Origin of the sequence: Enterobacter cloacae, assembly GCF_011078175.1 — a bacterium.
GTDB lineage: Bacteria > Pseudomonadota > Gammaproteobacteria > Enterobacterales > Enterobacteriaceae > Enterobacter > Enterobacter cloacae_Q.
In genome coordinates this window covers 151,960-174,515 of record NZ_JAALCJ010000007.1, presented here as the reverse complement: position 1 = coordinate 174,515, position 22,556 = coordinate 151,960, and the positions used below count along the sequence as shown (strand labels likewise).

At 55.9% G+C, this 22,556-nt stretch carries 26 protein-coding genes and 1 pseudogene; 14 read left to right on the top strand and 13 right to left on the bottom strand.

Annotation, left to right across the window (positions count from 1 at the left end):
- The first annotated feature begins 102 nt into the window (after positions 1 to 102).
- The 4 genes from uhpT to nepI all read left to right on the top strand — a co-directional run bounded on the left by uhpT (position 103) and on the right by nepI (position 4,506).
- A complete protein-coding gene (gene uhpT / locus G6Q29_RS16395) occupies positions 103 to 1,494 on the top strand; it encodes a hexose-6-phosphate:phosphate antiporter (protein WP_165466447.1) in 1,392 nt (463 codons plus the stop codon).
- A gap of 163 nt (positions 1,495 to 1,657) precedes the next feature.
- Entirely contained in the window at positions 1,658 to 2,677 is a 1,020-nt protein-coding gene (locus G6Q29_RS16390; RefSeq protein WP_165466446.1) for an alpha/beta fold hydrolase, read from the top strand.
- A 94-nt stretch (positions 2,678 to 2,771) separates the two neighbouring features.
- The gene (locus tag G6Q29_RS16385; protein WP_165466445.1) at positions 2,772 to 3,224 is read left to right on the top strand and encodes a DUF1198 domain-containing protein; all 453 of its coding nucleotides are present in this window, start codon (positions 2,772 to 2,774) and stop codon (positions 3,222 to 3,224) included.
- A gap of 91 nt (positions 3,225 to 3,315) precedes the next feature.
- Positions 3,316 to 4,506, top strand: a complete 1,191-nt coding sequence (gene nepI / locus G6Q29_RS16380) for a purine ribonucleoside efflux pump NepI (RefSeq protein ID WP_165466444.1) — start codon at positions 3,316 to 3,318, stop codon at positions 4,504 to 4,506.
- Positions 4,507 to 4,618: 112 nt separating this feature from the next.
- On the opposite strand, the gene G6Q29_RS16375 is transcribed toward nepI, so the two are convergent.
- The 6 genes from G6Q29_RS16375 to G6Q29_RS16350 form a co-directional block, all read right to left on the bottom strand.
- Positions 4,619 to 5,524, bottom strand: coding sequence for a DMT family transporter (locus G6Q29_RS16375; protein ID WP_165466443.1), 906 nt, complete (start codon positions 5,522 to 5,524; stop codon positions 4,619 to 4,621).
- Between the two features lie 145 nt (positions 5,525 to 5,669).
- Entirely contained in the window at positions 5,670 to 7,049 is a 1,380-nt protein-coding gene (locus G6Q29_RS16370; protein ID WP_165466442.1) for a carbohydrate porin, read from the bottom strand.
- 136 nt (positions 7,050 to 7,185) lie between these two features.
- A complete protein-coding gene (locus G6Q29_RS16365) occupies positions 7,186 to 7,488 on the bottom strand; it encodes a PTS lactose/cellobiose transporter subunit IIA (RefSeq protein WP_207309804.1) in 303 nt (100 codons plus the stop codon).
- A 5-nt stretch (positions 7,489 to 7,493) separates the two neighbouring features.
- Positions 7,494 to 8,870, bottom strand: coding sequence for a glycoside hydrolase family 1 protein (locus tag G6Q29_RS16360; protein ID WP_165466441.1), 1,377 nt, complete (start codon positions 8,868 to 8,870; stop codon positions 7,494 to 7,496).
- A 17-nt stretch (positions 8,871 to 8,887) separates the two neighbouring features.
- Complete coding sequence (locus G6Q29_RS16355) at positions 8,888 to 10,216, bottom strand: PTS sugar transporter subunit IIC (RefSeq protein ID WP_165466440.1); 1,329 nt, start codon at positions 10,214 to 10,216, stop codon at positions 8,888 to 8,890.
- A gap of 12 nt (positions 10,217 to 10,228) precedes the next feature.
- Entirely contained in the window at positions 10,229 to 10,543 is a 315-nt protein-coding gene (locus tag G6Q29_RS16350) for a PTS sugar transporter subunit IIB (RefSeq protein WP_165466439.1), read from the bottom strand.
- 293 nt (positions 10,544 to 10,836) lie between these two features.
- Here G6Q29_RS16350 and G6Q29_RS16345 point away from each other — a divergent pair, with 293 nt between their 5' ends.
- Positions 10,837 to 11,787 carry a LacI family DNA-binding transcriptional regulator gene (locus G6Q29_RS16345; RefSeq protein WP_165466438.1) on the top strand — a complete coding sequence of 317 codons (951 nt, stop codon included), beginning with the start codon at positions 10,837 to 10,839 and terminating at the stop codon, positions 11,785 to 11,787.
- Positions 11,788 to 11,834: 47 nt separating this feature from the next.
- Here G6Q29_RS16345 and G6Q29_RS16340 read toward each other — a convergent pair whose 3' ends face one another.
- Complete coding sequence (locus G6Q29_RS16340) at positions 11,835 to 12,131, bottom strand: YicS family protein (protein ID WP_165466437.1); 297 nt, start codon at positions 12,129 to 12,131, stop codon at positions 11,835 to 11,837.
- A 140-nt stretch (positions 12,132 to 12,271) separates the two neighbouring features.
- Here G6Q29_RS16340 and G6Q29_RS16335 point away from each other — a divergent pair, with 140 nt between their 5' ends.
- The 6 genes from G6Q29_RS16335 (at position 12,272) to G6Q29_RS16310 (ending at position 16,327) form a co-directional block, all read left to right on the top strand.
- Complete coding sequence (locus G6Q29_RS16335) at positions 12,272 to 12,691, top strand: GNAT family N-acetyltransferase (RefSeq protein ID WP_165466436.1); 420 nt, start codon at positions 12,272 to 12,274, stop codon at positions 12,689 to 12,691.
- A 129-nt stretch (positions 12,692 to 12,820) separates the two neighbouring features.
- A complete protein-coding gene (locus tag G6Q29_RS16330) occupies positions 12,821 to 13,087 on the top strand; it encodes an antitoxin (RefSeq protein ID WP_165466435.1) in 267 nt (88 codons plus the stop codon).
- Positions 13,084 to 13,506 carry a type II toxin-antitoxin system VapC family toxin gene (locus G6Q29_RS16325; RefSeq protein WP_165466434.1) on the top strand — a complete coding sequence of 141 codons (423 nt, stop codon included), beginning with the start codon at positions 13,084 to 13,086 and terminating at the stop codon, positions 13,504 to 13,506. The genes G6Q29_RS16330 and G6Q29_RS16325 overlap by 4 nt, the downstream gene beginning before the upstream one ends.
- Before the next feature lie 138 nt (positions 13,507 to 13,644).
- Complete coding sequence (gene nlpA / locus G6Q29_RS16320; protein ID WP_165466433.1) at positions 13,645 to 14,445, top strand: lipoprotein NlpA; 801 nt, start codon at positions 13,645 to 13,647, stop codon at positions 14,443 to 14,445.
- 122 nt (positions 14,446 to 14,567) lie between these two features.
- Positions 14,568 to 15,347, top strand: coding sequence for an MBL fold metallo-hydrolase (locus tag G6Q29_RS16315; RefSeq protein WP_165466432.1), 780 nt, complete (start codon positions 14,568 to 14,570; stop codon positions 15,345 to 15,347).
- Positions 15,348 to 15,373: 26 nt separating this feature from the next.
- On the top strand, positions 15,374 to 16,327 hold the full coding sequence (locus tag G6Q29_RS16310; RefSeq protein ID WP_165466431.1) for a GlxA family transcriptional regulator: 954 nt from the start codon (positions 15,374 to 15,376) through the stop codon (positions 16,325 to 16,327).
- A gap of 42 nt (positions 16,328 to 16,369) precedes the next feature.
- Here the strand turns inward: G6Q29_RS16310 and G6Q29_RS16305 are convergent, their stop codons facing one another.
- From G6Q29_RS16305 to G6Q29_RS16290, 4 genes are all read right to left on the bottom strand, one after another.
- Complete coding sequence (locus G6Q29_RS16305; RefSeq protein WP_165466430.1) at positions 16,370 to 17,458, bottom strand: AAA family ATPase; 1,089 nt, start codon at positions 17,456 to 17,458, stop codon at positions 16,370 to 16,372.
- A gap of 146 nt (positions 17,459 to 17,604) precedes the next feature.
- Entirely contained in the window at positions 17,605 to 18,564 is a 960-nt protein-coding gene (locus G6Q29_RS16300) for a YbgA family protein (RefSeq protein WP_112780018.1), read from the bottom strand.
- 102 nt (positions 18,565 to 18,666) lie between these two features.
- The gene (gene uraH / locus G6Q29_RS16295; protein WP_165466429.1) at positions 18,667 to 19,077 is read right to left on the bottom strand and encodes a hydroxyisourate hydrolase; all 411 of its coding nucleotides are present in this window, start codon (positions 19,075 to 19,077) and stop codon (positions 18,667 to 18,669) included.
- A 99-nt stretch (positions 19,078 to 19,176) separates the two neighbouring features.
- Positions 19,177 to 19,902, bottom strand: coding sequence for a MerR family transcriptional regulator (locus tag G6Q29_RS16290; protein ID WP_165466428.1), 726 nt, complete (start codon positions 19,900 to 19,902; stop codon positions 19,177 to 19,179).
- A 117-nt stretch (positions 19,903 to 20,019) separates the two neighbouring features.
- Here G6Q29_RS16290 and G6Q29_RS16285 point away from each other — a divergent pair, with 117 nt between their 5' ends.
- The 3 genes and pseudogenes from G6Q29_RS16285 (at position 20,020) to G6Q29_RS16275 (ending at position 21,450) form a co-directional block, all read left to right on the top strand.
- Positions 20,020 to 20,544: a lipocalin family protein gene (locus G6Q29_RS16285; protein WP_045281336.1), complete on the top strand. Its 525-nt coding sequence runs from the start codon at positions 20,020 to 20,022 to the stop codon at positions 20,542 to 20,544.
- A 78-nt stretch (positions 20,545 to 20,622) separates the two neighbouring features.
- Positions 20,623 to 20,832: pseudogene (locus G6Q29_RS16280) on the top strand (class I SAM-dependent methyltransferase); the annotation flags it as partial.
- A gap of 180 nt (positions 20,833 to 21,012) precedes the next feature.
- Positions 21,013 to 21,450 (top strand): acetyltransferase, encoded by a 438-nt coding sequence (locus G6Q29_RS16275; RefSeq protein WP_165466427.1) that lies wholly within the window; start codon positions 21,013 to 21,015, stop codon positions 21,448 to 21,450.
- 29 nt (positions 21,451 to 21,479) lie between these two features.
- On the opposite strand, the gene G6Q29_RS16270 is transcribed toward G6Q29_RS16275, so the two are convergent.
- Both G6Q29_RS16270 and G6Q29_RS16265 read right to left on the bottom strand, forming a co-directional pair.
- Complete coding sequence (locus tag G6Q29_RS16270; RefSeq protein WP_032635284.1) at positions 21,480 to 21,779, bottom strand: helix-turn-helix domain-containing protein; 300 nt, start codon at positions 21,777 to 21,779, stop codon at positions 21,480 to 21,482.
- Positions 21,776 to 22,126, bottom strand: coding sequence for a type II toxin-antitoxin system RelE/ParE family toxin (locus G6Q29_RS16265; RefSeq protein ID WP_063434484.1), 351 nt, complete (start codon positions 22,124 to 22,126; stop codon positions 21,776 to 21,778). Before G6Q29_RS16265 ends, G6Q29_RS16270 begins: the two co-directional genes overlap by 4 nt.
- Positions 22,127 to 22,556: the final 430 nt, after the last annotated feature.

Here is a 22,556-nt window from a genome sequence, read left to right as displayed (position 1 = left end):
AAAACTAAGAAATTTTCCCGGTTTTACCTGGACGCTGTCTCAGGCATCTCTCCCGGCTGATTTTTACAATGCTGCAAAAATCAGCTCAGGAGTAAACCAACCATGCTGGCCTTCCTCAATCAGGTGCGCAAGCCGACCCTGGATCTGCCGCTCGACGTGCGGCGCAAGATGTGGTTCAAACCGTTCATGCAGTCCTATCTGGTGGTCTTTATCGGCTACCTGACCATGTACCTGATCCGCAAAAACTTTAACATTGCGCAGAACGACATGATCTCGACCTACGGGCTGAGCATGACGCAGCTGGGGATGATTGGCCTGGGCTTCTCTATTACCTACGGCGTGGGCAAGACGGTCGTTTCCTACTACGCGGACGGCAAAAACACCAAGCAGTTCCTGCCGTTTATGCTGATCCTCTCCGCCATCTGTATGCTCGGCTTTAGCGCCAGCATGGGTGCAGGCTCTGTGAGCTTGTTCCTGATGATCGCTTTCTATGCCCTGAGCGGTTTCTTCCAGAGTACCGGCGGGTCGTGCAGTTACTCCACCATCACCAAATGGACCCCGCGCCGTAAGCGCGGTTCATACCTCGGCATGTGGAACATCTCCCACAACCTCGGCGGGGCGGGTGCAGCAGGCGTGGCGCTGTTCGGCGCGAACTATCTGTTCGATGGCCACGTGATCGGCATGTTTATCTTCCCGTCGATCATCGCCCTGATTGTCGGCTTTATCGGTCTGCGCTTCGGCAGCGACTCCCCGGAATCTTACGGCCTTGGCAAAGCCGAAGAGCTCTTCGGCGAGGAGATCAGCGAAGAGGACAAAGAGACTGAAGAAAACGAGATGACCAAATGGCAGATCTTTGTTGAGTACGTATTGAAAAACAAAGTGATCTGGCTGCTCTGCTTCTCCAACATCTTCCTGTACGTGGTGCGTATCGGCATCGACCAGTGGTCGACGGTGTATGCCTTCCAGGAGCTGAAGCTTTCTAAAGAGGTCGCCATTCAGGGCTTTACCCTGTTTGAAGTGGGCGCGCTGGTCGGCACGCTGCTGTGGGGCTGGCTCTCGGATCTCGCCAACGGTCGTCGCGCGCTGGTGGCCTGCGTCGCGCTGGCGCTGATTATCGCCACGCTGGGCGTGTACCAGCATGCCAGCAACCAGTACGTTTACCTGGCGTCACTGTTCGCGCTCGGCTTCCTGGTATTTGGCCCGCAGCTGCTGATTGGCGTGGCGGCGGTCGGGTTTGTACCGAAAAAAGCGATCGGCGCAGCCGATGGGATTAAAGGCACCTTCGCTTACCTGATCGGCGACAGCTTCGCCAAGCTGGGTCTGGGAATGATTGCCGACGGCACGCCGATTTTCGGCCTCACCGGCTGGGCGGGTACCTTTGCGGCGCTGGATGCGGCAGCAATTGGCTGTATCGTCCTGATGGCAATGGTGGCGGTGCTGGAAGAACGTAAGATTCGCCGTGAGAATCGTGCGCAGAAATTAAAAGCGGCCTGAGTGTGCAGGTAACTTCTTTGCCCGGTGTGTGATGCCGGGCTTTTTTTTATTTGCGCGTCCTACCTTTACCCCGCTTTACACACCCGCTCCTCTCCATGCTCTACAGTGTTTTTGCTGCCGCCTTTCGTGCAGCCCTAGTTCCTTTTGCTAACGGAGAGCTTGCATGTTGACCCGACGATTGTCCTGCCTGGCGCTGCTGATGGCGCTGGCGTCCCCCGCAATGGCCGCGGATACCCCTTCCTACGGCGAAAAGCTGGAAGGTTTTGACTACGGCTGGCCGGTAAAACACTTTACCTTCACTTCGCAGAACCAGTCTCTGGAGATGGCTTACCTCGACGTTAAGCCGGAAAAGCCCAACGGCCGCACCGCAGTACTGATGCACGGCAAAAATTTCTGCGCCGGCACCTGGGACGGCACTATCCGCGCGCTATCGGCCAGCGGGTATCGCGTGATCGCACCCGACCAGATTGGTTTCTGTAAATCCACCAAGCCGGAGCATTATCAGTACACCTTCCAGCAGCTGGCGGATAACACCCACGCGCTGCTCGCATCGCTTGGCGTCGATCGCGTGACGGTTATCGGACATTCTACCGGCGGCATGCTGGCGACGCGCTACGCGCTAATGTGGCCGCAGCAGGTGGAGCAGCTGGTGATGGTCAATCCGATAGGTCTGGAAGACTGGAAAGCGCGCGGCGTGCCGCATATCACGGTTGACCAGTGGTACCAACGCGAGCTAAAAGTCAGCGCCGACGGCATTCGTCAGTACGAGAAAAACACCTATTATGCCGGGGAGTGGAAGCCGGAATACGAACGCTGGGTCACCATGCTTGCCGGGCTGAACAACGGGCCGGGCAAAGCGCGCGTGGCGTGGAACTCGGCGCTGCTCTACGACATGATTTATACCCAGCCGGTTGTCTATGAATTTAGCGAGCTTAAGATGCCGGTATTATTGATGATCGGCACGAAGGACAACACCGCCATCGGGAAAGATCTCGCCCCGCCGGAGATCCGCAAGACGCTCGGCAACTATGCGGTGCTTGGGAAAGAGACGGCGAAGCGCATCCCGCGCGCGACGCTGGTCGAGTTTAACGACATGGGCCACGCGCCGCAGATGCAGGACCCCGCACGCTTCCACGAGGCGCTGCTGAAAGGGCTTCAGCGCGGCGATCCGCTTTCAGAATGATTTTCCACCTCTTTTCACGGCACTAATAGCGTTTTGCCCGCTGTCGACGCCGTGCGTTTCCCGCTATGATGAGCGGCTAGTCTAAGGAGAACGCATGGTCTGGATAATGCTGGCAACGCTTGCCGTGGTGTTTGTGGTGGGATTTCGTGTCCTGACTTCAGATTCCCGCCGCGCCATCAAACGATTAAGCGAGCGGCTGGGGATCACCCCGGTGTCGCTCGAGTCGATGATCGACCAGTTCGGTAAAACGCCGGGCAATGAGTTTATCCGTTACCTTGAGCGCCCCGACGAGGCGCATCTGCAAAATGCCGCTCAGGTGCTGCTCATCTGGCAGGTCTGCATCGTCGACGGCAGTGAAGAGAACCTGCACACCTGGCACCGTCTGCTGCGTAAAGCCCGCCTGGCCGCGCCGATCACCGATGCGCAAATTCGTCTGGCGCTCGGCTTTATGCGCGAGATGGAGCCCGACCCGCAGGAGCTTAATGCCTTTCAGCTACGCTATAACCAGCTCTTCCTGCCGGAAGAGGGCGTGTTTTACCTGCACTAAAAATACAAAAGTTGTCGAAACGTTAAATTCGTCACACTTTTGATGATAAACTGCGCGACTTTTCCGCACGTTTTTATCTTCAGGTGATGCCATGACAGAACATACTCAGCCCACGACCACACCGCAGGCCAAAGAGGTTTCACGCCCCAACTGGTCGGCGGTTTTCTCCGTGGCGTTTTGCGTCGCCTGCCTGATTACCGTCGAGTTTCTGCCGGTCAGCCTGCTGACGCCGATGGCGCAGGATCTGGGTATTTCCGAGGGTGTGGCAGGGCAGTCCGTCACCGTGACCGCCTTTGTGGCGATGTTTGCCAGCCTGTTTATCACCCAGGCGATCGGCACCATCGATCGTCGCAAAGTGGTTATTCTTTTCAGCGTCCTGCTGACGCTCTCCTGCCTGCTGGTTTCCTTCGCGGAAAGCTTTACCCTGCTGCTGCTCGGTCGTGCCTGTCTGGGGCTGGGACTCGGCGGCTTCTGGGCGATGTCCGCCTCGCTGACCATGCGCCTGGTGCCCGCGCGTACCGTGCCAAAAGCGCTGTCCGTTATCTTCGGCGCGGTCTCCATCGCGCTGGTGATCGCCGCGCCGCTGGGCAGTTTCCTCGGCGGGATCATCGGCTGGCGTAACGTCTTTAACGCGGCGGCGGTGATGGGCGTACTGTGTATTATCTGGGTGTGGAAGGCGCTGCCGTCCCTGCCGGGTGAAGCGGCCCACCATAAACAGAACATGTTCGCGCTGCTGAAGCGCCCCGGCGTGCTCGCGGGAATGACTGCGATCTTCATGTCCTTCGCCGGACAGTTTGCCTTCTTTACCTATATCCGCCCGGTGTATATGACCATGGCGGGCTTTGACGTGGATGGCCTGACGCTGGTGCTGTTGAGCTTCGGTATTGCCAGCTTTGTCGGCACGTCGCTGTCGTCCCAGTTCCTGAAACGTTCCCTGAAGGTGGCGCTTGCTGGCGCGCCGCTGGTACTGGCGGTGAGCGCCACGGTGCTGGTGCTGTGGGGCAGCGACAAATGGGTCGCCTCGGCGATTGCGATTATCTGGGGCTTTGCCTTTGCGCTGGTGCCGGTAGGCTGGTCAACGTGGATCACCCGCTCACTGGCCGATCAGGCGGAGAAAGCCGGGTCGATTCAGGTGGCCGTGATCCAGCTGGCAAACACCTGCGGCGCGGCGGTGGGCGGCGTTGCGCTGGACCATCTGGGGCTGACGTCACCGCTGGTGATCTCCGGTACGCTGATGCTGCTGACGGCGCTGCTGGTGGCAGGGAAGGTTAAAGCGAAGTAGTCAATTTACCCCTCACCCTAACCCTCTCCCCACAGGGGAGAGGGGACTGCCCGGTGCTGTCTTTTCCCCCTCGCCCCTTTGGGGAGAGGGCCGGGGTGAGGGGGTGTTCCGGCTACGCCGATGCCTTAACCCTTCTTCGTGAATCCATCGAAATCAACACCACCGACGAAACAATCAGCAGCGTCCCCAGCCAGTCCGGCAGGGTGAATGCCACGCCCAGCAGAACCACCGACAGCAGCGCGCTGCTCAGCGGCTCGGCACAGCTCAGAATGCTTGCTTTCGGCCCGCCGATCATCTGTGCGCCTTTCAGGTACAGGCTGAACGTCAGCGCGGTGCCAATCACCACCAGGTAGAAAAACGCCAGCAGCAGGCCGCTGTCGATCGCGAAGGTGGTGCCGCGTCCGGCGTAGAACGGCGTTAACACCAATCCTGCAATCAACATACTCCACCCGACAATGGGCAGCGTACCGTAGCGGGCGATCAGCGTCGACGGATAGGTGGTGTAAAACGCGGCGGCAAACGCCGAGGCGATACCGAAGAACAGCGCGGCGGGGGAAATGGAAAGCGAGGTGGGATCGCCGTGGGTGACCAGCAGGAAGGTACCGATCAACGACGTACAAATCGCCGACAGGACAAACACTCCGGGACGCGTTTTCCGCGCCAGCGCAAACCACGCGACAATGATGGTCGGCGACAGAAACTGGAGCACGGTAGCCGTAGCGGCGTTGGATTTTTCAATCGTCAGCAGGAAGGTGAGCTGCACGGTGAGCGCGCCAACCAGCGAGAAAAACAGCAGGCTGATGGCGTCTTTGCGGTTTTTGATGATCGAGAAAATCTTGTCGCCGTGAACGAAGGAGAGCGTTAGCAGGATCACGCCGGTAAACAGCAGACGAACCATGGTCAGGTAAGGCGAAGAAATGTGGCTTTTCTCCATGATGTACTGCGCGCAAACCCCGGAACTGCCCCATAAAACGGCGGCGATCAGGACGTTCAGCATCCCTTTGCGTGTGGAACCCATGTTCTCCCCTGTTGTGTTGTCGTTAATGAGCCCACAGCATAGCATGATCGTGCGGCCTGATGCCCTCACCCCGGCCCTCTCCCATGGGGAGAGGGAGAAAACACTAAAAACGGCAACTCGCGTTGCCGTTTTGCTTCTACCTTGCTTAGAACCACGCCTCCCACATCGCGCCGACGTTGAAGTCGTCGAGCGTTTCGTCTTTGGTGTTGTTCACGCGCGCGGTGCGTTCGTTATCCACTTTGCCGCCGGTGACGTAGAAGCGCAGCATTGGACGGAACTCCGGTCCCATAGCGATAGACATGTTCTGCGACAGAGTCAGCTTCCAGCCCTTGTTATCGCCGCCGTTGTCATAATCCACGTGCTGCCAGCCCGCTTCGAGCCAGGTAGAGTGAACGTCGTTCCACCAGTGCATTGGACGCACGATGGCGTTGTAGTTCTTACGGTTGTCGGTCTTATCACGGCTGTTGTCGTAGTCGTGGAAGGCAAGGATGTACTCCACCTGCGTGGCCTGGGTGAATTTGTACAGCCCTTCGAAGCTGGCGTAAACCGTGGTCAGATCCTCGGTTTTGTTGAACACGCTGTTGTCCGCGTTATCGGAGTAACGGGCAATCACCTTGTTCACGCCGCTGTCGTTGGTGTGGCTCAGCACCACGCCGCCCTGCCACGCGTTCAGGCGCTCGTCGCTCTCAACCGCTTTGGAGTCAAAACCGTAGTTGGCGTACAGCTCCAGGTCGATCGGGCCGAGCTTCATGCCGTGGATTTTTGAGGTCGCGGCGTAGTTGCCTTTGTCGCCCGTGCCGGAACCGCCGGTACAGGTGATGCGCGACGGGTTGGCTTCGTCTTCCATCACTTCCGGGCTACAGGATTCCACCGCCGCCACGGCAGCGACGTCAAACTGCACGCCGCCAATGTCGAAGTTCTTCACCCCGGCGCCCTGGCCGTCGTGGTTCATCCAGAAGTAATCGTTGATGCCCTGCTGCGGACGCTGGTGGAAGTCACGACCCGCCCAGAAGTAAGCGTTCGGGTTGGAGGCCATAATGTTGGTCACGCCCGCGTAGGCTTTTTTCAGGTTAACTTCGTCGCCCCAGTGGTCGATCATCACGTTGATGTCCCAGATGGCGCCGTTATCACCCTTGAAGGCTTTAGAAAGCTGGAATTCCCCGCCGTTGCCCTCGTTACCCAGACGGCCAATCGCTGAGGCGCCGTTGTAGGAACCGTCCACCGCCACGTATTTCTGATCGGCAGCCTGGAAGTGCGCGCCGTAGCGGGCGTAGCCGGTAAATTTCACCCCAAACGGGATCGCCATATCCGGGGATTGCGCCGCGCTTTGCGGCTCGGTCACCACGTCCGCTTTTTTCGCGACCGCCGCATCCATTTTGGCCTGACGCTCGGCCAGGGCTTTATCCACCGCTTTCGCCACAATGGCGTCGATTTGCTCCTGGGTAAATTCTTGTGCGAGTACGGAAATTGGGCAAAGCGCGGCGATAACCGCCATGGTTAATGGAAGTTTTTTTATCGTATTCATGGTTATCTCAATATAGTTTAATTTTATTCAGACAATAACCATCCCGCTCCGATCTGACAGAGTATGTCGCTATCATCAGAACAAGTGGATCTTTATTTAGGGTACACAGGTATTACATTAATTATTTCGCCATAGACTATCTCTGATATAAATGAATAATTTCTTCGGATAATTCACGCGCTAATAAGGAATTCATTAAATGATCCTGCGCGTGCACCATAATTAAGGTCATCGGCTGGCGGCCTTCGCCGGCATCCTGCTCAATCAGTTTGGTCTGCATCTTGTGAGCCTGGCGCGCGTAGCCGTCGGCTTCGCGCAGCAGGCTTTTGGCTTCGTCAAGGTTGCCCTGACGCGCGGCGTGCAGCGCTTCAAAGCACAGGCTGCGCGATTGTCCGGCGTTGACGATAATTTCCATTACGGCTTCTTCTAATTCGATCATCATCATTACTCTTTTTCAAAACTATTATTTAAGGCGGTGGCGGCAAACCACTCTCCGCTTTTCTTAATGGTGCGCCGCTGCGTCTCTATATCGAGCTGAATAAACCCGTAGCGGTTTTTATACGCATTACACCATGACCAGTTATCAATAAACGTCCACATATGGTAGCCAAGGCAATTGCAGCCCTCGCTAATCCCTTTATGCAGCCACGTTAAATGCTCAGAAATAAACTCGATGCGGTACCGATCGTTAATCTGGCCGTTTTCAATAAAGCGCTGTTCATTTTCGACGCCCATGCCGTTTTCCGAAATAAAGCAGCGCGGGTTGCCGTAATTATCACGCAGGTTAACCAGAATATCGTAAATACCCGGCGCGTAGATTTCCCAGCCGCGGTACGGGTTCATTTTGCGGCCCGGCATTTCGTAGTTATCAAAGAACCACTCCGGCATAAACGGGGCCTGCGCGTTCACCGCGCTGTCGCGACACTTCACGCGGCGCGGCTGATAGTAGTTCACGCCGAGCAGGTCGATTTTTCCCTCGGCGATCAGGGCGCTATCTTCCGGCTTACAGGCAGGCAGCTGATCGTACGCCTTCAGCAGCGCCACCAGGTCCGCCGGGTATTCGCCGCGCAGTACCGGGTCGAGGAAGCTGCGGTTAAACATCAGATCCGCAATGTGCGCCGCCTTCACGTCCGCCGGGTTTTGCGAGCGCGGATAGGACGGCGTCAGGTTGAGCACGATGCCGATCTCCCCCGCGTAATGCCCGGCGCGGTAGGCCTGAACCGCCTTCGCGTGGGCCAGCACGGTGTGATACGCCACGGTGGTTGCCCGACGAAAATCCACCACGTTCGGGTAGTGGAAGTCGTACAGATACCCGCCTTCCACCGGCACAATCGGCTCGTTGAAGGTAAACCAGTGCAGCACGCGATCGCCGAACAGCTCGAAGCATATCTGCGCATAGCGGGCGTATGCGTCTACCACGTCACGGTTTTCCCAGCCGCCAATCTCCTGCATCGCCATCGGCATGTCGAAATGGAACAGGGTAATAAACGGCGTGATGCCCTGTTCATTCAGCTCATCAATGACCTGATTGTAAAAATTGACCGCGTCCGGGTTCACTTCACCGATACCGTCAGGGATCAGGCGCGCCCAGCTAATCGAGGTACGAAAGCTGTTGTGGTTCAGCTGCTTTAACAGCTGAATATCCGTTTTCCAGTGCTGATAGAACGTGGAGGTATGCTGCGGTCCCACGCCGTTGTGGAAACGGTTCGGCTCGCGGGCAAACCAGTAATCCCACGTGGTTTCACCCTCTCGTGTCCCTTCCGTCTGGAGAGCGGAGCTTGCGCTGCCCCACCAGAAGTTATCGGGAAATGCGTATTTCATGACCTTTCCTCTTTGACTTAATTGCTTGCGGCTTCAGCGGCGCCCACGGTTGCAGCCTGCGCTTTCTGCTCTTCGTTTTTGATGAGCGTACGCTCATAGGCGCGCAGGAACGGCAGGTACATCAGCGCGGACATCACCATGCAGACCAGGCACATCACCACCGGGCTGAGCGCCCAGTTTGCCGCCCACGAGGCGCCAATCGGTGCCGGGGTGGTCCACGGGGTTAACGAGACCACCTGGGCCAGCCAGCCGAGTTTGGTTGCGCCGTACGCCAGACAGGCGTTGACCAGCGGAACAAACACGAACGGGATAAACAGCATTGGGTTCATGATGATCGGCGCGCCGAACAGAATCGGTTCGTTGATGTTAAAGAAGCTGGGCACGACGCCCATTTTGCCGATGGTGCGCAGGTGCGTGACGCGGCTGCGCAGCAGCAGGAACGCCAGCGGCAGGGTCGAACCCACGCCGCCAATCAGCAGATAGTGATCCCAGAAGCCTTGCAGATAAACGTGCGGCAGTGCCGCGCCCGCCGCCAGCGCCGCCTGGTTTGCGGAGAGATTCGCCATCCAGAACGGGTTCATGATGCCGGTGACAATCAGCGAGCCGTGGATACCGGCGAACCAGAAGATCTGGCACAGCAGCACGGAGAGCAGAATGGCGGGCAGGGAGTCAGACGCGGACACCAGCGGCTCCAGCAGGTGCATGATCGCCTGCGGGATAATCATCCCGGTTTGCGCTTCGATGAACAGGTTCAGCGGGTGCAGGGTACCGATCACCACCATCACCGGGATCAGGATCTCAAACGAACGCGCCACGCCGGTCGGCACTTCTTTCGGCAGGCGGATCGTGACGTTGTTCTGCTTCAGCCACGCATAGACGCGGGTGGAGTAGATGGCGGTGATCAGCGCGGTAAAAATGCCCTGGCCGGAGAGATACTGGGTGGAGATTTTACCGTCTGCATAGGGCGCGGCGACCAGCAGGAAGGCCATAAAGGCCAGCAGGCCGGACATCACCGGGTCGAGGTTAAACTGACGTCCCAGGCTCGCCCCAATTCCCACCGAGATGAAGAAGGTCATCACGCCCATGCTGAGGTTAAACGGCAGCATCAGCTGTTCGCGGTAGGTCTCGGAGAAATCCAGCCAGCCGCGGGCGAAGCTGTTGGTGGTATCCGCCGAGAACGGCGGGAAGATAAACACCAGCATAAACGAGCCGATGATCATAAACGGCAGCGCGGCGGTAAAACCGTCGCGGATGGCAATCACATACTTTTGCTGACCGAGCTTCGCGGCCAGCGGGGTAATTGACTGCTCAATCACCGCGACCATAGATTGATATAACGAACTCATGTGAACACCTTATTAGTGTGCCGCTTCGATGAGCGACAGAGCATAGTCCAGTACTTTATCGCCACGCTGCATGCCGTAGTCCATCATGTCGATGGGTTGCACCGGAATGCCTTGCGTCGCTGCCTTTTCTGAGAGCGTCTTTAACATGTATTTCACTTGCGGTCCGAGAAGTACCACCTGATAGTGCGGAAACTGGGTATCAAATTCGGATACGCCATACGCATCAATCTTCACGGGCAAGCCCCGTTCTTTTGCAACATCGATCATTTTGCTGACCAGCAGGCTGGTGGACATCCCGGCAGAGCAGCACAGCATAATCTTGAACATCGACAACCATCCTCAAAATGTAAAAAGTTATTGCGAGGATGATTGGACATTATACGGAAACCGGTTTCCATTCATAAAAGACAGAAGTGTGACAACCATCAATATCACTTGCTTATGAGGCTAATTAACTGGATGTGGGTCACATAATTTGGCTGTTTTGACATCAAAATGAATAGAAACGGAAAATCGGTTTCCATGAAAAACGGAAACGGATATACTCCGTTTTGGCTATAATGTGAGCCGTAGCGGTGATGGAAATTACAGACGCCAGTTGCGTCTGACAGGGGAGAGAGATGTCTACAATCAACGATGTATCACGTCTGGCCGGGGTGTCCAAAGCCACGGTATCACGGGTGTTGAGCGGGTCGCGTGGCGTTAAAGAAGCCAGCCGTCAGGCTGTTCTGAAAGCGGTGGATGAGTTGAACTATCGTCCCAACGTGATTGCCCAGTCGCTGCTCAGCCAGTCGACGGGCTGCATTGGGGTGATTTGCGCGCAGGAGAACATTAACCAGACTACCGGTTACCTGTACGCGCTGGAAAAACACCTCAGCCAGCATCAAAAACATCTGTTGCTGCGCTTTGCACACACGAAAACAGAAGTGATGAATGCCCTTGAAGAACTCTCCTGTGGCTTATGTGATGACATTCTGGTGATTGGCGCGCGTTTCCCGCTGGACGTGGACATGGACAACGTCATTCTGGTCGACTGTATGGAAGCCGATAACGCTAACAGCATTCAGTTCGATCACGCTTTTGCGGCTGAAACGGCCTGTAACTACCTCACCAGCCAGGGACGACGCCAGATAGCGCTGATCCACCCGCACGGCAGCGGCTTTGCCGATCAGGTACTGCTAGGTTATAAACATGCGCTGGAGAAAAACTTCCTGCCCTTTAATCGCAACCTCGTGTTTATGGACGCAACGTCATCATCCGTTGCGCTTCAGGAATTACTCAATAACGCGTCCACGCTTAACTTTAACGCGCTGCTGGTGGCGGACGAGCAGGAAGCCCAGCGGGTGATCCCGCAGCTTCAGGCGTTTAATAAATCGATACCGGAAGACATCATGGTCTTCAGCCTGGGCGGTTCGCTGCATCTGCCGGGTATACCGGTGATCCCGGCCATTGAGTATTCCATGGACGCCATGGCGGCGCGCATCGTCACCTGGCTGACGGAGAAAACGCAGATGCTCGGATCGTACGTTCTGCGCGGGGATTTGATTATTCCGGATGTGCGTAAGCGGTAGCTATGTTTTTAGGCCGGGTAAACGCAGCGCTACCCGGCGATCAACCCTCAGTAATCCTCCATACAATCCACCTGACTCACCGCGTCCCAGTAGGCGTTCAGGTTGTCACGCTTCACGGCGGTGATGGCGTTTTTAATCAGCAACTGGTTGGCCTCGGAGGATAAAATCATCGTCTGCCAGGCCTTATCGCTCTGCTTTTTTTGTGGCGTACAGGTTTTCTTAATATCGTTCAGGATCTGCTGCTTTGTTTGCGCCTCTTTCGCGGCGTCGTCCTTTTCCTGAGCGTGGACAAACGCGGCGAAGAGCAGACAAACCAGCAGGCAGACCAGGTGCGCAGCTTTCATCAAAACCCCCTTTAGACGTCACACGCTTCCCTTGAAATATATCGTTACATTCAGTGTAGCGACGCCAGTCGAAAGTATGAATTTTCTCCAGACCACCGGTATGCGATAGTGAAACGGCACAGAAAACAAGGAGAGAAAATATGCACTTGAGCATTACCGACGCCGTTACGCCGCAGGAAAAAGAAGAGCTACTCGTGGGGCTGAGAGCCTATAACGGACGGTTCCTCGATTTGACGAACTTTAGCGGCGACATAGGCGTTTACGTACGAGACGAAAAGGGCGTCATGCTGGGCGGCTTAATTGGCGTGCGTAAAGGCGACTGGCTGAATATCGACTATCTCTGGGTGAGCGACACCGTACGGGGCAGCGGCGTAGGCAGCCAGCTTATCAACACGGCGGAAAATGAAGCCAGACGTAAAGGCTGTAAGCACGCGCTGGTGGATACCGCCAGCTTCCAGGCGCGCCCGTTCTATGAAAAACAGGGCTACCAGCTAAAGATGTCTTTGCAGGATTATCCATACCCAGGTATGCAACGACACTACCTGACGAAAGCGCTTTAATGCCGCTGCGGTGATTATGGATTCAGCTAATTATTGCGAGTCGCTTTCCTAATTTGAAGCGTGTTGCTTGTCTTCTTTTCAGGCCCTGGCGCATGCTTTGGCCTGGTCACAGAAAGCATGGAGAAGACGATGGAACGGACAGCAAAATTATTCAAAAAGGGGCGAAATCAGGCCGTGATGCTGCCTGCTGAATTCGCGTTTGATACGGAAAGCGTTTATATCCGGCGTGATGATGAGGGGAATGTCGTTTTGACGGCAAAAACTGTTCAGGCTAAGAGCTGGGATAATTTTCTCCGTATGCTGGCAGATACGGACGTACCAGATACGTTTTTGAGCAAGGAGGAACGCAATCAGAGTGTTACAACAAGAGACCCTCTGGATGGAGCATGTTCATGAGGCATATGCTGGATACAAATATTGTGAGTCACTTGTTTAAACGACACCCGGAAGTTGTAAGCAGAATGACGTGTATGGCTCCGGGTGAAGTTTGTATCTCGAGCATTACCGAAGCGGAATTACTGTATGGTGCTGACAAGAAGAAAAGCAGTAGATTGAAAGAAACAATCCTGGCGTTCCTCAATACCATCACGATTTGCGACTGGGACAGTGACGCCGCCGCAACATACGGCGAACTCCGCGCCGCAACATACGGCGAACTCCGCGCCGCAATGGAGAAGAAAGGAAAAGTCATGGGCGATCTCGATCAGCTGATTGCTGCACATGCGCTCAGTCGGGGAACAACGATTGTGACTAACGATCGCGCGTTCAGAATGGTGCAGGAGCTTGCCGTCGAGGACTGGACGACAACGTCGTAGGCCTGATGCCCGGTGGCGCAGCGCCACCCGGCGATACCCGCATATAACTTATCCTTCTTATTGATTCTTTTTCGTTTTTTATTTCACCGCCTCGTTGTCGATATAGTCACTACAACATTCAGCAAAAGGAACTGTCTCGTGAAACGTCGATTAGGTGCGCTGGTTCTCGCTGGCCTGCTGCTGGCAGGGTGCGATCAAAGTGGCAGCGATGCCAAACACATTAAAGTGGGCGTCATCAACGGCGCCGAGCAGGACGTGGCGGAAGTCGCTAAAAAAGTGGCGAAAGAGAAATTTGGCCTGGACGTGGAGCTGGTGGGCTTCAGCGGCTCGCTGTTGCCTAACGATGCCACCAACCAGGGAGAGCTGGATGCCAACGTTTTCCAGCACCGCCCGTTCCTCGCAGAAGATAACAAGGCGCATGGCTACAAGCTGGTTGCCGTGGCGAACACTTTCGTGTTCCCGATGGCCGGTTATTCACGCAAAATCAAATCCGTTTCGGACCTGAAAAACGGGGCGACCATCGCCATTCCAAACGACCCGACTAACCTTGGCCGCGCGCTGTTGCTGCTGCAAAAGGAGAAGCTTATTACCCTGAAGCCAGACACCGGCCTGCTGCCGACGGCGCTGGATATTACCGCTAACCCTAAGCATCTGAACATCATGGAGCTGGAAGGGGCGCAGCTGCCGCGCGTGCTGGACGATCCTAAAGTGGATGTCGCCATCATCAGCACCACCTATCTTCAGCAAACCGGGCTGTCGCCGGTGCATGACAGCGTCTTTATTGAAGATAAAAATTCGCCGTACGTGAACATTGTGGTGACGCGCGAAGACAACAAAGACGCGGAGAACGTGAAGGAGTTTATCCAGTCGTATCAGTCACCGGAAGTGGCGAAAGCGGCTGAGACGATCTTTAACGGCGGAGCGGTGCCGGGCTGGTAAACGATCTGCCTGAAAACGCGGGGTTTAAATTGGCCCGATTCCATCGGTAATCGCCCTTTAGACCACAGCGTGGCCTGCGACGTCGGGCTATCCTCCTTATCACACCAACCGGAGGATAGCCCATGAACATCACTCAAATTCGAAATGCCACCCTGCTGATTACCTACGCCGGAAAACGTCTTTTAATCGACCCGATGCTGGCCCCGAAAGGCGCATATCCGGGTTTTCCCGGCACGGCGCACGCTGAGCGTCGCAACCCCATGGTTGAGCTTCCCGTTGACGTCAGCACGCTGCTGAACGCCGACGCGGTGATCGTCACCCATACCCATGACGATCACTGGGATCGCACCGCGGCAGAGCTGATCGCCAAAGATAAACCGATCTACGTGCAAAACGATCGTGACGCCGCGCTGCTGCGCAGCCAGGGGTTTAGCAACCTGACGGTCATGACCGACGCGACCACCTTCGGCGATATTCAGATTGCGAAAACACATGGCGGTCAGCACGGTACCGATCGCGCTTACGCCGTGCCGGAACTGGCGGAGCGGCTAGGCGAGGCCTGTGGCGTGGTGCTGCGTCATCCCGATGAGAAGACGCTCTATCTTGCAGGAGATACTATCTGGCGTGATGAGGTGGCGGCCGATCTGCAAAAACATCAGCCGGACGTGGTGGTACTTAATGCCGGATATGCCCACGTCATGGGTTTTGGGCCCATCATTATGGGCCAGGAAGATGTGCTCAACGTCCATTTCCTGCTGCCGCAGGCCAAAATTGTGGCGAGCCATATGGAAGCCATCAACCACTGCCTGCTGACCCGCAGCGCGCTGCGTGAGTATGTTGAGGCCAACCAGGTGAGTGATGCGGTCAGTATTCCTGAGGATGGTGAAACCGTTATATTCTGAGTCTATTAAAGGGAAAGGGGGAACAGATGTCGCTAATCAACGTCGCGATAGTTGCAGTAGACGGGTTCAGCCCGTTCCACTACTCCGTTCCCTGCATTCTGTTTGGCGATTCCGTCTCCGGCGAAAAGCGCTTTAATGTGACGATCTGCGCCGAAAAGCCCGGCCTGCTGACCTCAAAAGACGGTTTCGCACTCAACGCCACGCAGGATTATTCTGTCCTCGGGCAGGCCGATATTGTTGTCGTGCCCTACTGGCAGCACGTCCTTGAACGCCCACCCCAGGCGCTGCTCGACAGCCTCGTACAGGCGAGAGACAACGGCGCGGAAATCGTCGGGCTGTGTCTGGGGGCGTTTGTGCTGGCCTATGCGGGGATCCTCGATGGCAAACGTGCGGCGACCCACTGGGAGTTTGAACGTCCGTTTCAGTCGCTCTTCCCGAACGTCCAGCTGGATATCAATGCCCTGTACGTCGAAGACGGCAACATTATCACCTCTGCCGGTACTGCCGCCGCGCTGGACTGCTGTTTGTATATCATTCGCCAGCGTTTTGGCAGCGTGGTCGCGAACCAGATTGCCCGGCGAATGATTGTTCCGCCCCACCGCGAGGGCGGACAGGCACAGTTCATTGCTCAGCCGGTACCGAAAGATACCCGTGACGGACGCATTAACTCTCTGATCGACTATCTACAGAAGCACATCAGCGAACCGCATACTCTGGACTCGCTGGCGGAAGTCGTTTCGATGAGCCGCCGCACGCTGACCCGTCATTTTGTTAAGGCCACGGGGATGAGCGTTGCCGACTGGCTTACCGCTGAACGCTTGCGGCGCAGCCAGATCTTACTTGAAGCCGGAAGTATGCCCGTTGAGAGCGTGGCGGAGCTGGTGGGATATCATTCCGCCGTGACCTGGAGGCAGCAGTTTAAGGCGCGTTTTGGGGTAAGTCCTGCGGAGTGGCGAAAGACGTTTCGTCTGCATAGCTAGCGTGGAAGCTCCACTCCGGTAAGTTGGGTATGATTGATTGGCCTACCCCAGCCTCTCCACCCTCGTCTCCCCCTCCGCCATCGACAGCTGATACAGCGAAAACGATCGCTGCTTCTCAATCAACGTCGCCAGCTCCGGCGAGTGGCTGGTGAGCCAGATCTGCGAGTAGCGGCTGGCTTCGGCGATTAAGCTCGCCAGCGCGGGCAGCATCTGCGGATGCAGGCTGTTTTCCGGTTCGTTCAACGCGATAAACGCCGGTGGGCGCGGGCTTAACAGCGCCACCGCCAGGCACAGAAAGCGCAGGGTGCCGTCGGAAAACTCCGCCGGTTCCAGCGGCCTGCTCAGGCCCTCGCGCTGCATCATCATGCGAAAACGTCCGCCGGCGTTGTCGCTGTAAAACACGCAGCCGGGGAAGGCCTGGTCGAGAATGCGCATCAGCAGCAGCTCGTCGCCAATCTCCACAATGGTCTGAAACGCGGCCGCCAGGTTGGCACCGTCGCTGGCCAGCACCGGGGAGCGGAAACCGACCTGCGGAGCGCGCATCGCCGAGCCGGATGAGACTGAAAACTCATGATAAAAGCGCCAGTTACGCAGGGACTCGCGCATCTGCGATACTTCCGGGTAGAGATGCGGTTCGCCGAGCTGTCCGAACACCGATTCGTTTTCGTACAGCGTGCCGCTGTGGGTCACCTTCTCGTGATGCACGTTGTTCAGAAACACTGCCTGGTTCTTACGCTTCATCAGCTGCGATGAAGGGCGACGGTGCTGTCCGCTCAGCCAGATGGATTCCTCTTTGATCACCGGATCGAGCTGAAACTGCGAGGGGTAGGGCAGCCTCTCCACGAACCCGACCTGAAGCTCATATTCATAGGTCTCGGTTTCCACAGCGAGGTTCATCCGCCGCAGCTGGTCGCTGCGGGTTTTGCCTGCCCAGAACACCTTCAGAATGCCGCCCTCGTTCGCCAGTGCCTGGGAAAACTGCCCCTGCGCGGCGCTGTGCATCAGGTGGATCGCCTTGTAAATATTGGATTTCCCGGAGCCGTTCGGCCCGAAGACGATGTTGAGCTGCTCCAGCTCCAGCGACATCTCGCGGATGGAGCGGTAGTTTTGAATGTGCAGGGTGTTGATCACGGGCAGGCCCCTTTTTGCAGAATAAGCCTGTATATAATCACAGTCTTTGAGGTTAAATGCAAAAAAGAGACGACAGTGAGGATGTCGTCTAAACGGGGTACTGCTTTGGGCCTCTACGGGTCAATGGGGCCTTCGCATTTTTGTGATCACTTGACTGCCAGACGCAGACCCAAATCATCAGGATAGGGATCAAAGTAGTTTTGCGTCATCAGATACCGGTCGGGGTATTCGGCCAGGTAGTGCTTCAGCAGCGTGATTGGGGCGAGAATAGGCAACTGCCCGTTGCGATAGTGCAGGATCACGTCGCGCAGCTCGCCGCGCTGGCGGGTGTTCAGCTGGTTACGGAAATACCCCTGAATATGCATCAGCACGTTGGTGTGATTCTTCCGCGAAGCCGGTTTTTTCAGAATGGTCATCAGCTTTTCCCGGTACGCCACGAAGAAGGCGTCCAGGTCTTCCCACTCGTGCAGCGAGGCAACGAACGGGCCGATTTCGCGGTAGCCCGCCTGATGGTGCGCCAGCAGCTGAAGCTTGTAGCGGCTGTGAAAGTCCAGCAGCGCGCGGCGGGTCAGGCCGTTGGCGCGGATTGTGTTCAGCTCATGCAGCGCAAAAACGCGCTCGACAAAGTTCTCCCGCAGCACCGGGTCGTGCAGGCGTCCATCCTCTTCCACGGGCAGCCACGGCCAGGTTTCAAGGAGAGCGGCGGTGAACAGCCCGACCCCCTCCTTGCGGCCCCGGTTGCCGTTTTCATCATACAGCCGCACGCGCTCCATGCCGCAGCTTGGGGATTTAGCGCAGACGATGAATCCGGCGAGATCGCCGATTTTCGGCAAAAAATCTGCCGTAAAGTCCGCCATTTTCTGCGTAACGTCTTCATGGGGCGCGTGGCTGAAGCGCATCTGCGTTTCACCGCGGTCCGTCACGATCAGACGCAGTGCCGGACGAGGCGTCGGCAGGCCTATCGCCATTTCCGGGCAGACGGGGCGGAAATTCACCCACTGGGCCAGCTCATCCATGACGAAGCCCATACGCTTATGTCCGCCGTCAAAGCGTACGGCGGATCCGGTCAAACATCCGCTAATACCCAGCACAGGTTTTGTTGTCATGGTGTGCACCTCCAGATCGCATATCTAAAAGTTACACAACAATGAGTATTTGTCCAAGTATTAGCAGAATTATTTTTGAATCATCTTTAAAATCAAAGGCAATTAGCTGCCCTTGTAGGTCGAGTAACCGTACTGGCTGAGCAGAAGCGGGATGTGCAATTTTTCATTGGTACGGGAGACGGTGAACAGCACCGGCACTTCCGGGAAGAAGGATTGCAGCTTTTTGCCGTGGAAATAGTCTGCGGTTTTGAAGGTCACTTTATACACGCCAGGCGCCATATCCTTATCCTGCGGATAGAGCGATTTGATGCGCCCGTCGTGATCGGTTTTACCGCTGGCAATCTGGATCCATTTATCCTGCTCCTGCTTCTCCAGCGTGACGGTCACATCCGCTGGCGGCATACCGGTTTGCTGGTCCAGAACGTGGACGCTCAGGGTGCCTGCCGGGGCGCTGAACGCGGCAGGAGCGAAAGCCATAGAAGCCAGCATCATCAGAGGGAGTGTCTTTTTCATCGTGTTTTCCTGTTGAGTTGTCGGTGACAGGAAAACGTTAGCACTCGCTGCGCGAAAAAATATTCAACTTTTCGTGAAGATTGCCACAGCAGAAAATAATCAGAGGATAATCACCTCAAGGGAAACCTGCTGCTGCCACTGCGCAACCTGCTTTTTCCGTGCCGCGGTAAGTTTACTGCTGGTGACCAACAGCCATTTGCGGTCCGGGAAAATTTCCGGGGCCAGCGCGGCAGGGGGAACCGGCAGGATGTTGATGCGGTGTCCCTGGCCGGTGCGCGTGAGGGCTTCAAGCCAGATCTCACACGGGTCGTTCAGATACCAGCCGCTGATAAGGATATTATCGCCCGGCGCTTTTTTATCGCCCTCAAGGCAAAACGAGGTGTAGGCGATGAGGATGCCGTCGAGGATCTCACGCAGCGTCATGGCGGCGGCAACGTTGGCCGATATCTGGCTGCGCAGGGGGCGCAGCACGTTCGCGACCAGCTCCGGCCTCGGGTACTCGCGTCCGGCGTCGTAAATCATCTGGCGTAAGGACTCGACTTTGCCGTCCTGAAGGCGCTGTAGCATGTTCTGTTGCAGGGTTTGCCAGTTGTTGGTCCGCCCCAGCGTCGGGCGTTCCAGCAGCGGTTTGACCTGGCCGATTGGGACGCCTTTTTTGACCCAGTCGAGGATTTTCAACGCCTGCTGGACGTCCTCATCGCTGTACTGGCGGTGACCGCCTTCCGTGCGCTGTGGCTTGAGTAAACCGTAGCGACGCTGCCACGCCCGCAGGGTCGTGGCGGTAATGCCGCTGAGTCTGGCGAATTCGCCGATGGAGTAAGCCATGTCCGTGTCCAGAGTGGAGGAATACTCTCAATATACTACGAATTTTCCCGAACGGGATGAAGCGCCGAAACGATGCGCTACACTTAACATCCAACCGTGCAAATGAAAGGAATTCTCATGAAGCTATGGCCTGTTGTGACCGGCGTTGCCATTGCGTTGACCCTGGTTGCCTGTAAATCCCCTACGCCGCCGAAAGGCGTGCAGCCTATTACCCACTTCGACGCCAGCCGCTATCTCGGCAAATGGTACGAAGTCGCGCGCCTGGAAAACCGCTTTGAACGCGGTCTGGAGCAGGTGACCGCCACCTACGGCAAGCGCAGCGACGGAGGTATCAGCGTGCTGAACCGGGGTTACGATCCGGTGAAAAACAAGTGGAATGAGAGCGAGGGGAAAGCGTACTTCACCGGCGAGCCGACCACGGCCGCGCTGAAGGTGTCGTTCTTCGGTCCGTTCTACGGCGGATATAACGTAATCAAGCTGGACGATAAGTACCAGTACGCGCTGGTCAGCGGCCCGAACCGCGATTACCTGTGGATTTTGTCACGCACGCCGACGATTCCGGATGCGGTGAAGCAGGATTACCTGAACACCGCGCGCAGTCTGGGCTTCCGGGTTGACCAGCTGGTGTGGGTGAAGCAGTAAAGATCGTGCTTTCTTCGTAGGGTATTACGGACTTGCCTGGATAGACTTCCGTCAAAAGCCCAACGGAGGGAAGACGACATGAGCTGGCAGCCTTTTCGCGGTGACGCACCGAAAAACATGACGATTTTCAGTGCGTCCTTTCCCGACGTCAGCGACCAGTGGCCGATGAAAGACGATGCTGCCCGTGAAATCGCTGCGCTCGATCGGGCGCTGAAAGCTGAGCCCGCGCTCGTCCCGCAGAACCGCTATTCCGAACAGGCCTTTCGCAACCGCCCGGCGCTTGCCGCGCTGCTGGATAAACACACCTGGCGCTCGGCTGGGCCAAAACCCAGGCGGCGTGTATGCGGTGGTGGAAATTAAAGCTAGCACGGTCGGTTCCCTCTCCCTGAGGGAGAGGGTTAGGGTGAGGGGGGAGCAAGGCGCACAGAGTGACTTGAATGAATGAGGTTTTCCAGACATGATCCCCCCATGAAAATCGAAACCGCACACCCCTCCCAATTCGAACGCCTGGTCGCGATCTGGGAATCCTCCGTTCGCGCCACCCACCACTTTTTACAGGAAAGCGATATTGCGGCGCTGCGTCCGCTATTGCTCAACGCGTATCTGCCCAACCTCAAGGTTATCATTGCCCGCGATGACGCAGGCGTTATTCACGGCTTTTTAGGCGTCGATGAAAACCGCATTGAAATGCTGTTTGTTGACGATGCGAGTCGCGGGAAGGGCGTCGGGAAACTGCTGCTTAAACACGCCATCGCGGAGTTCGGCGCGAACGAGGTGGATGTGAATGAGCAGAATCCGCAGGGCGTCGCGTTTTATCGGCATATGGGATTTGAGCAGGTCGGGCGCCCGGAACTTGACGGGCAGGGAAATGCGTTTCCGTTGCTGCATATGCGGTTGGCTAAGTAAATATTTACTTAACGCAGGAATCACACTTGTTAGATATGAAACGCAACGCGTTTTCCTGTTGGAAGTTCAACGTCAATACAAAGTTTCCCACCCATTGCCTCAATGTAGCGCTTAAGCGTGGCAATTTTTAGTTCATTTCCACGTTGCTCTATTTGTGTTACTGCGGGCTGGCTCACCCCCATTAGCTCGGCAACATTTTTTTGCGAAAGCCTGAGCTCTTCACGTAAAAGTTGCAGACCCGTTTCAAGGATCATTTCCTCTGCCATTTCTTTAATTCGTTGTTGGCTTTCCGGTGAGCGTGATGCAATTAGTTCATTTAGGGTTTTCACTTGGCTGTCTCCAGGCTTGTCAGATGCCGGGTAAATTCATCATCTGCAATGCGAATGAGTTTTTCATAAAATGCCTTGTCGTTACTCTTGTTGCCTGCGCAAAGCACAATCGCCTGACGTTCGGGGTCAAATGCGAATAAAGCACGAATCGGACGGCCAGCATATTGAATACGTAACTCTTTCATATTGTTATATTGCGAGCCTTTTACAGTATCGGCATAGGGACGAGGAAGACGAGGTCCATAGTTTTGTAGATTTAGCATGTCTGCCAGTACCTTTTCCTGTAACCCTTCTTCCTGTTCAAGCAACCATAGCTCAAACACCTTTCCGAACAGTACCGTCCACATGCTCTCTTCCATGATAAGCTGTAGCTTATATACAGGATATAAGCTGTAGTTAATAAATGCAATGGCTGTCATTGGCAACCAGGTAGCGAATGGCAGAAGTATGACAAATACGGGGCATCTAAATGATTGTATTGGTGAGAAATTGCGAGGCGTCTTCCAGTGTTTTTTTCGAGTCGTGCTGGCCAGTAAAGTAGGTTGGCTGCATGACTATGGCTACTCTAGATTCTTTTTTCCATTTACCAGCCACTTTCTTGCTGAACTTGTAAGTAAGCCTTACATGTTGTTTTTATTCAGGCTTACCTTCTTCGCAAACGGCTTTAATATGCTCAGTAATGGCTTGAGGAGAGACTTGCTATAGAGCCGCAATGGCTGCTTGCGACAGCCAGAGCGTTTCATGTTCAAATCGACATGTGATGCGAACCTTACCGTC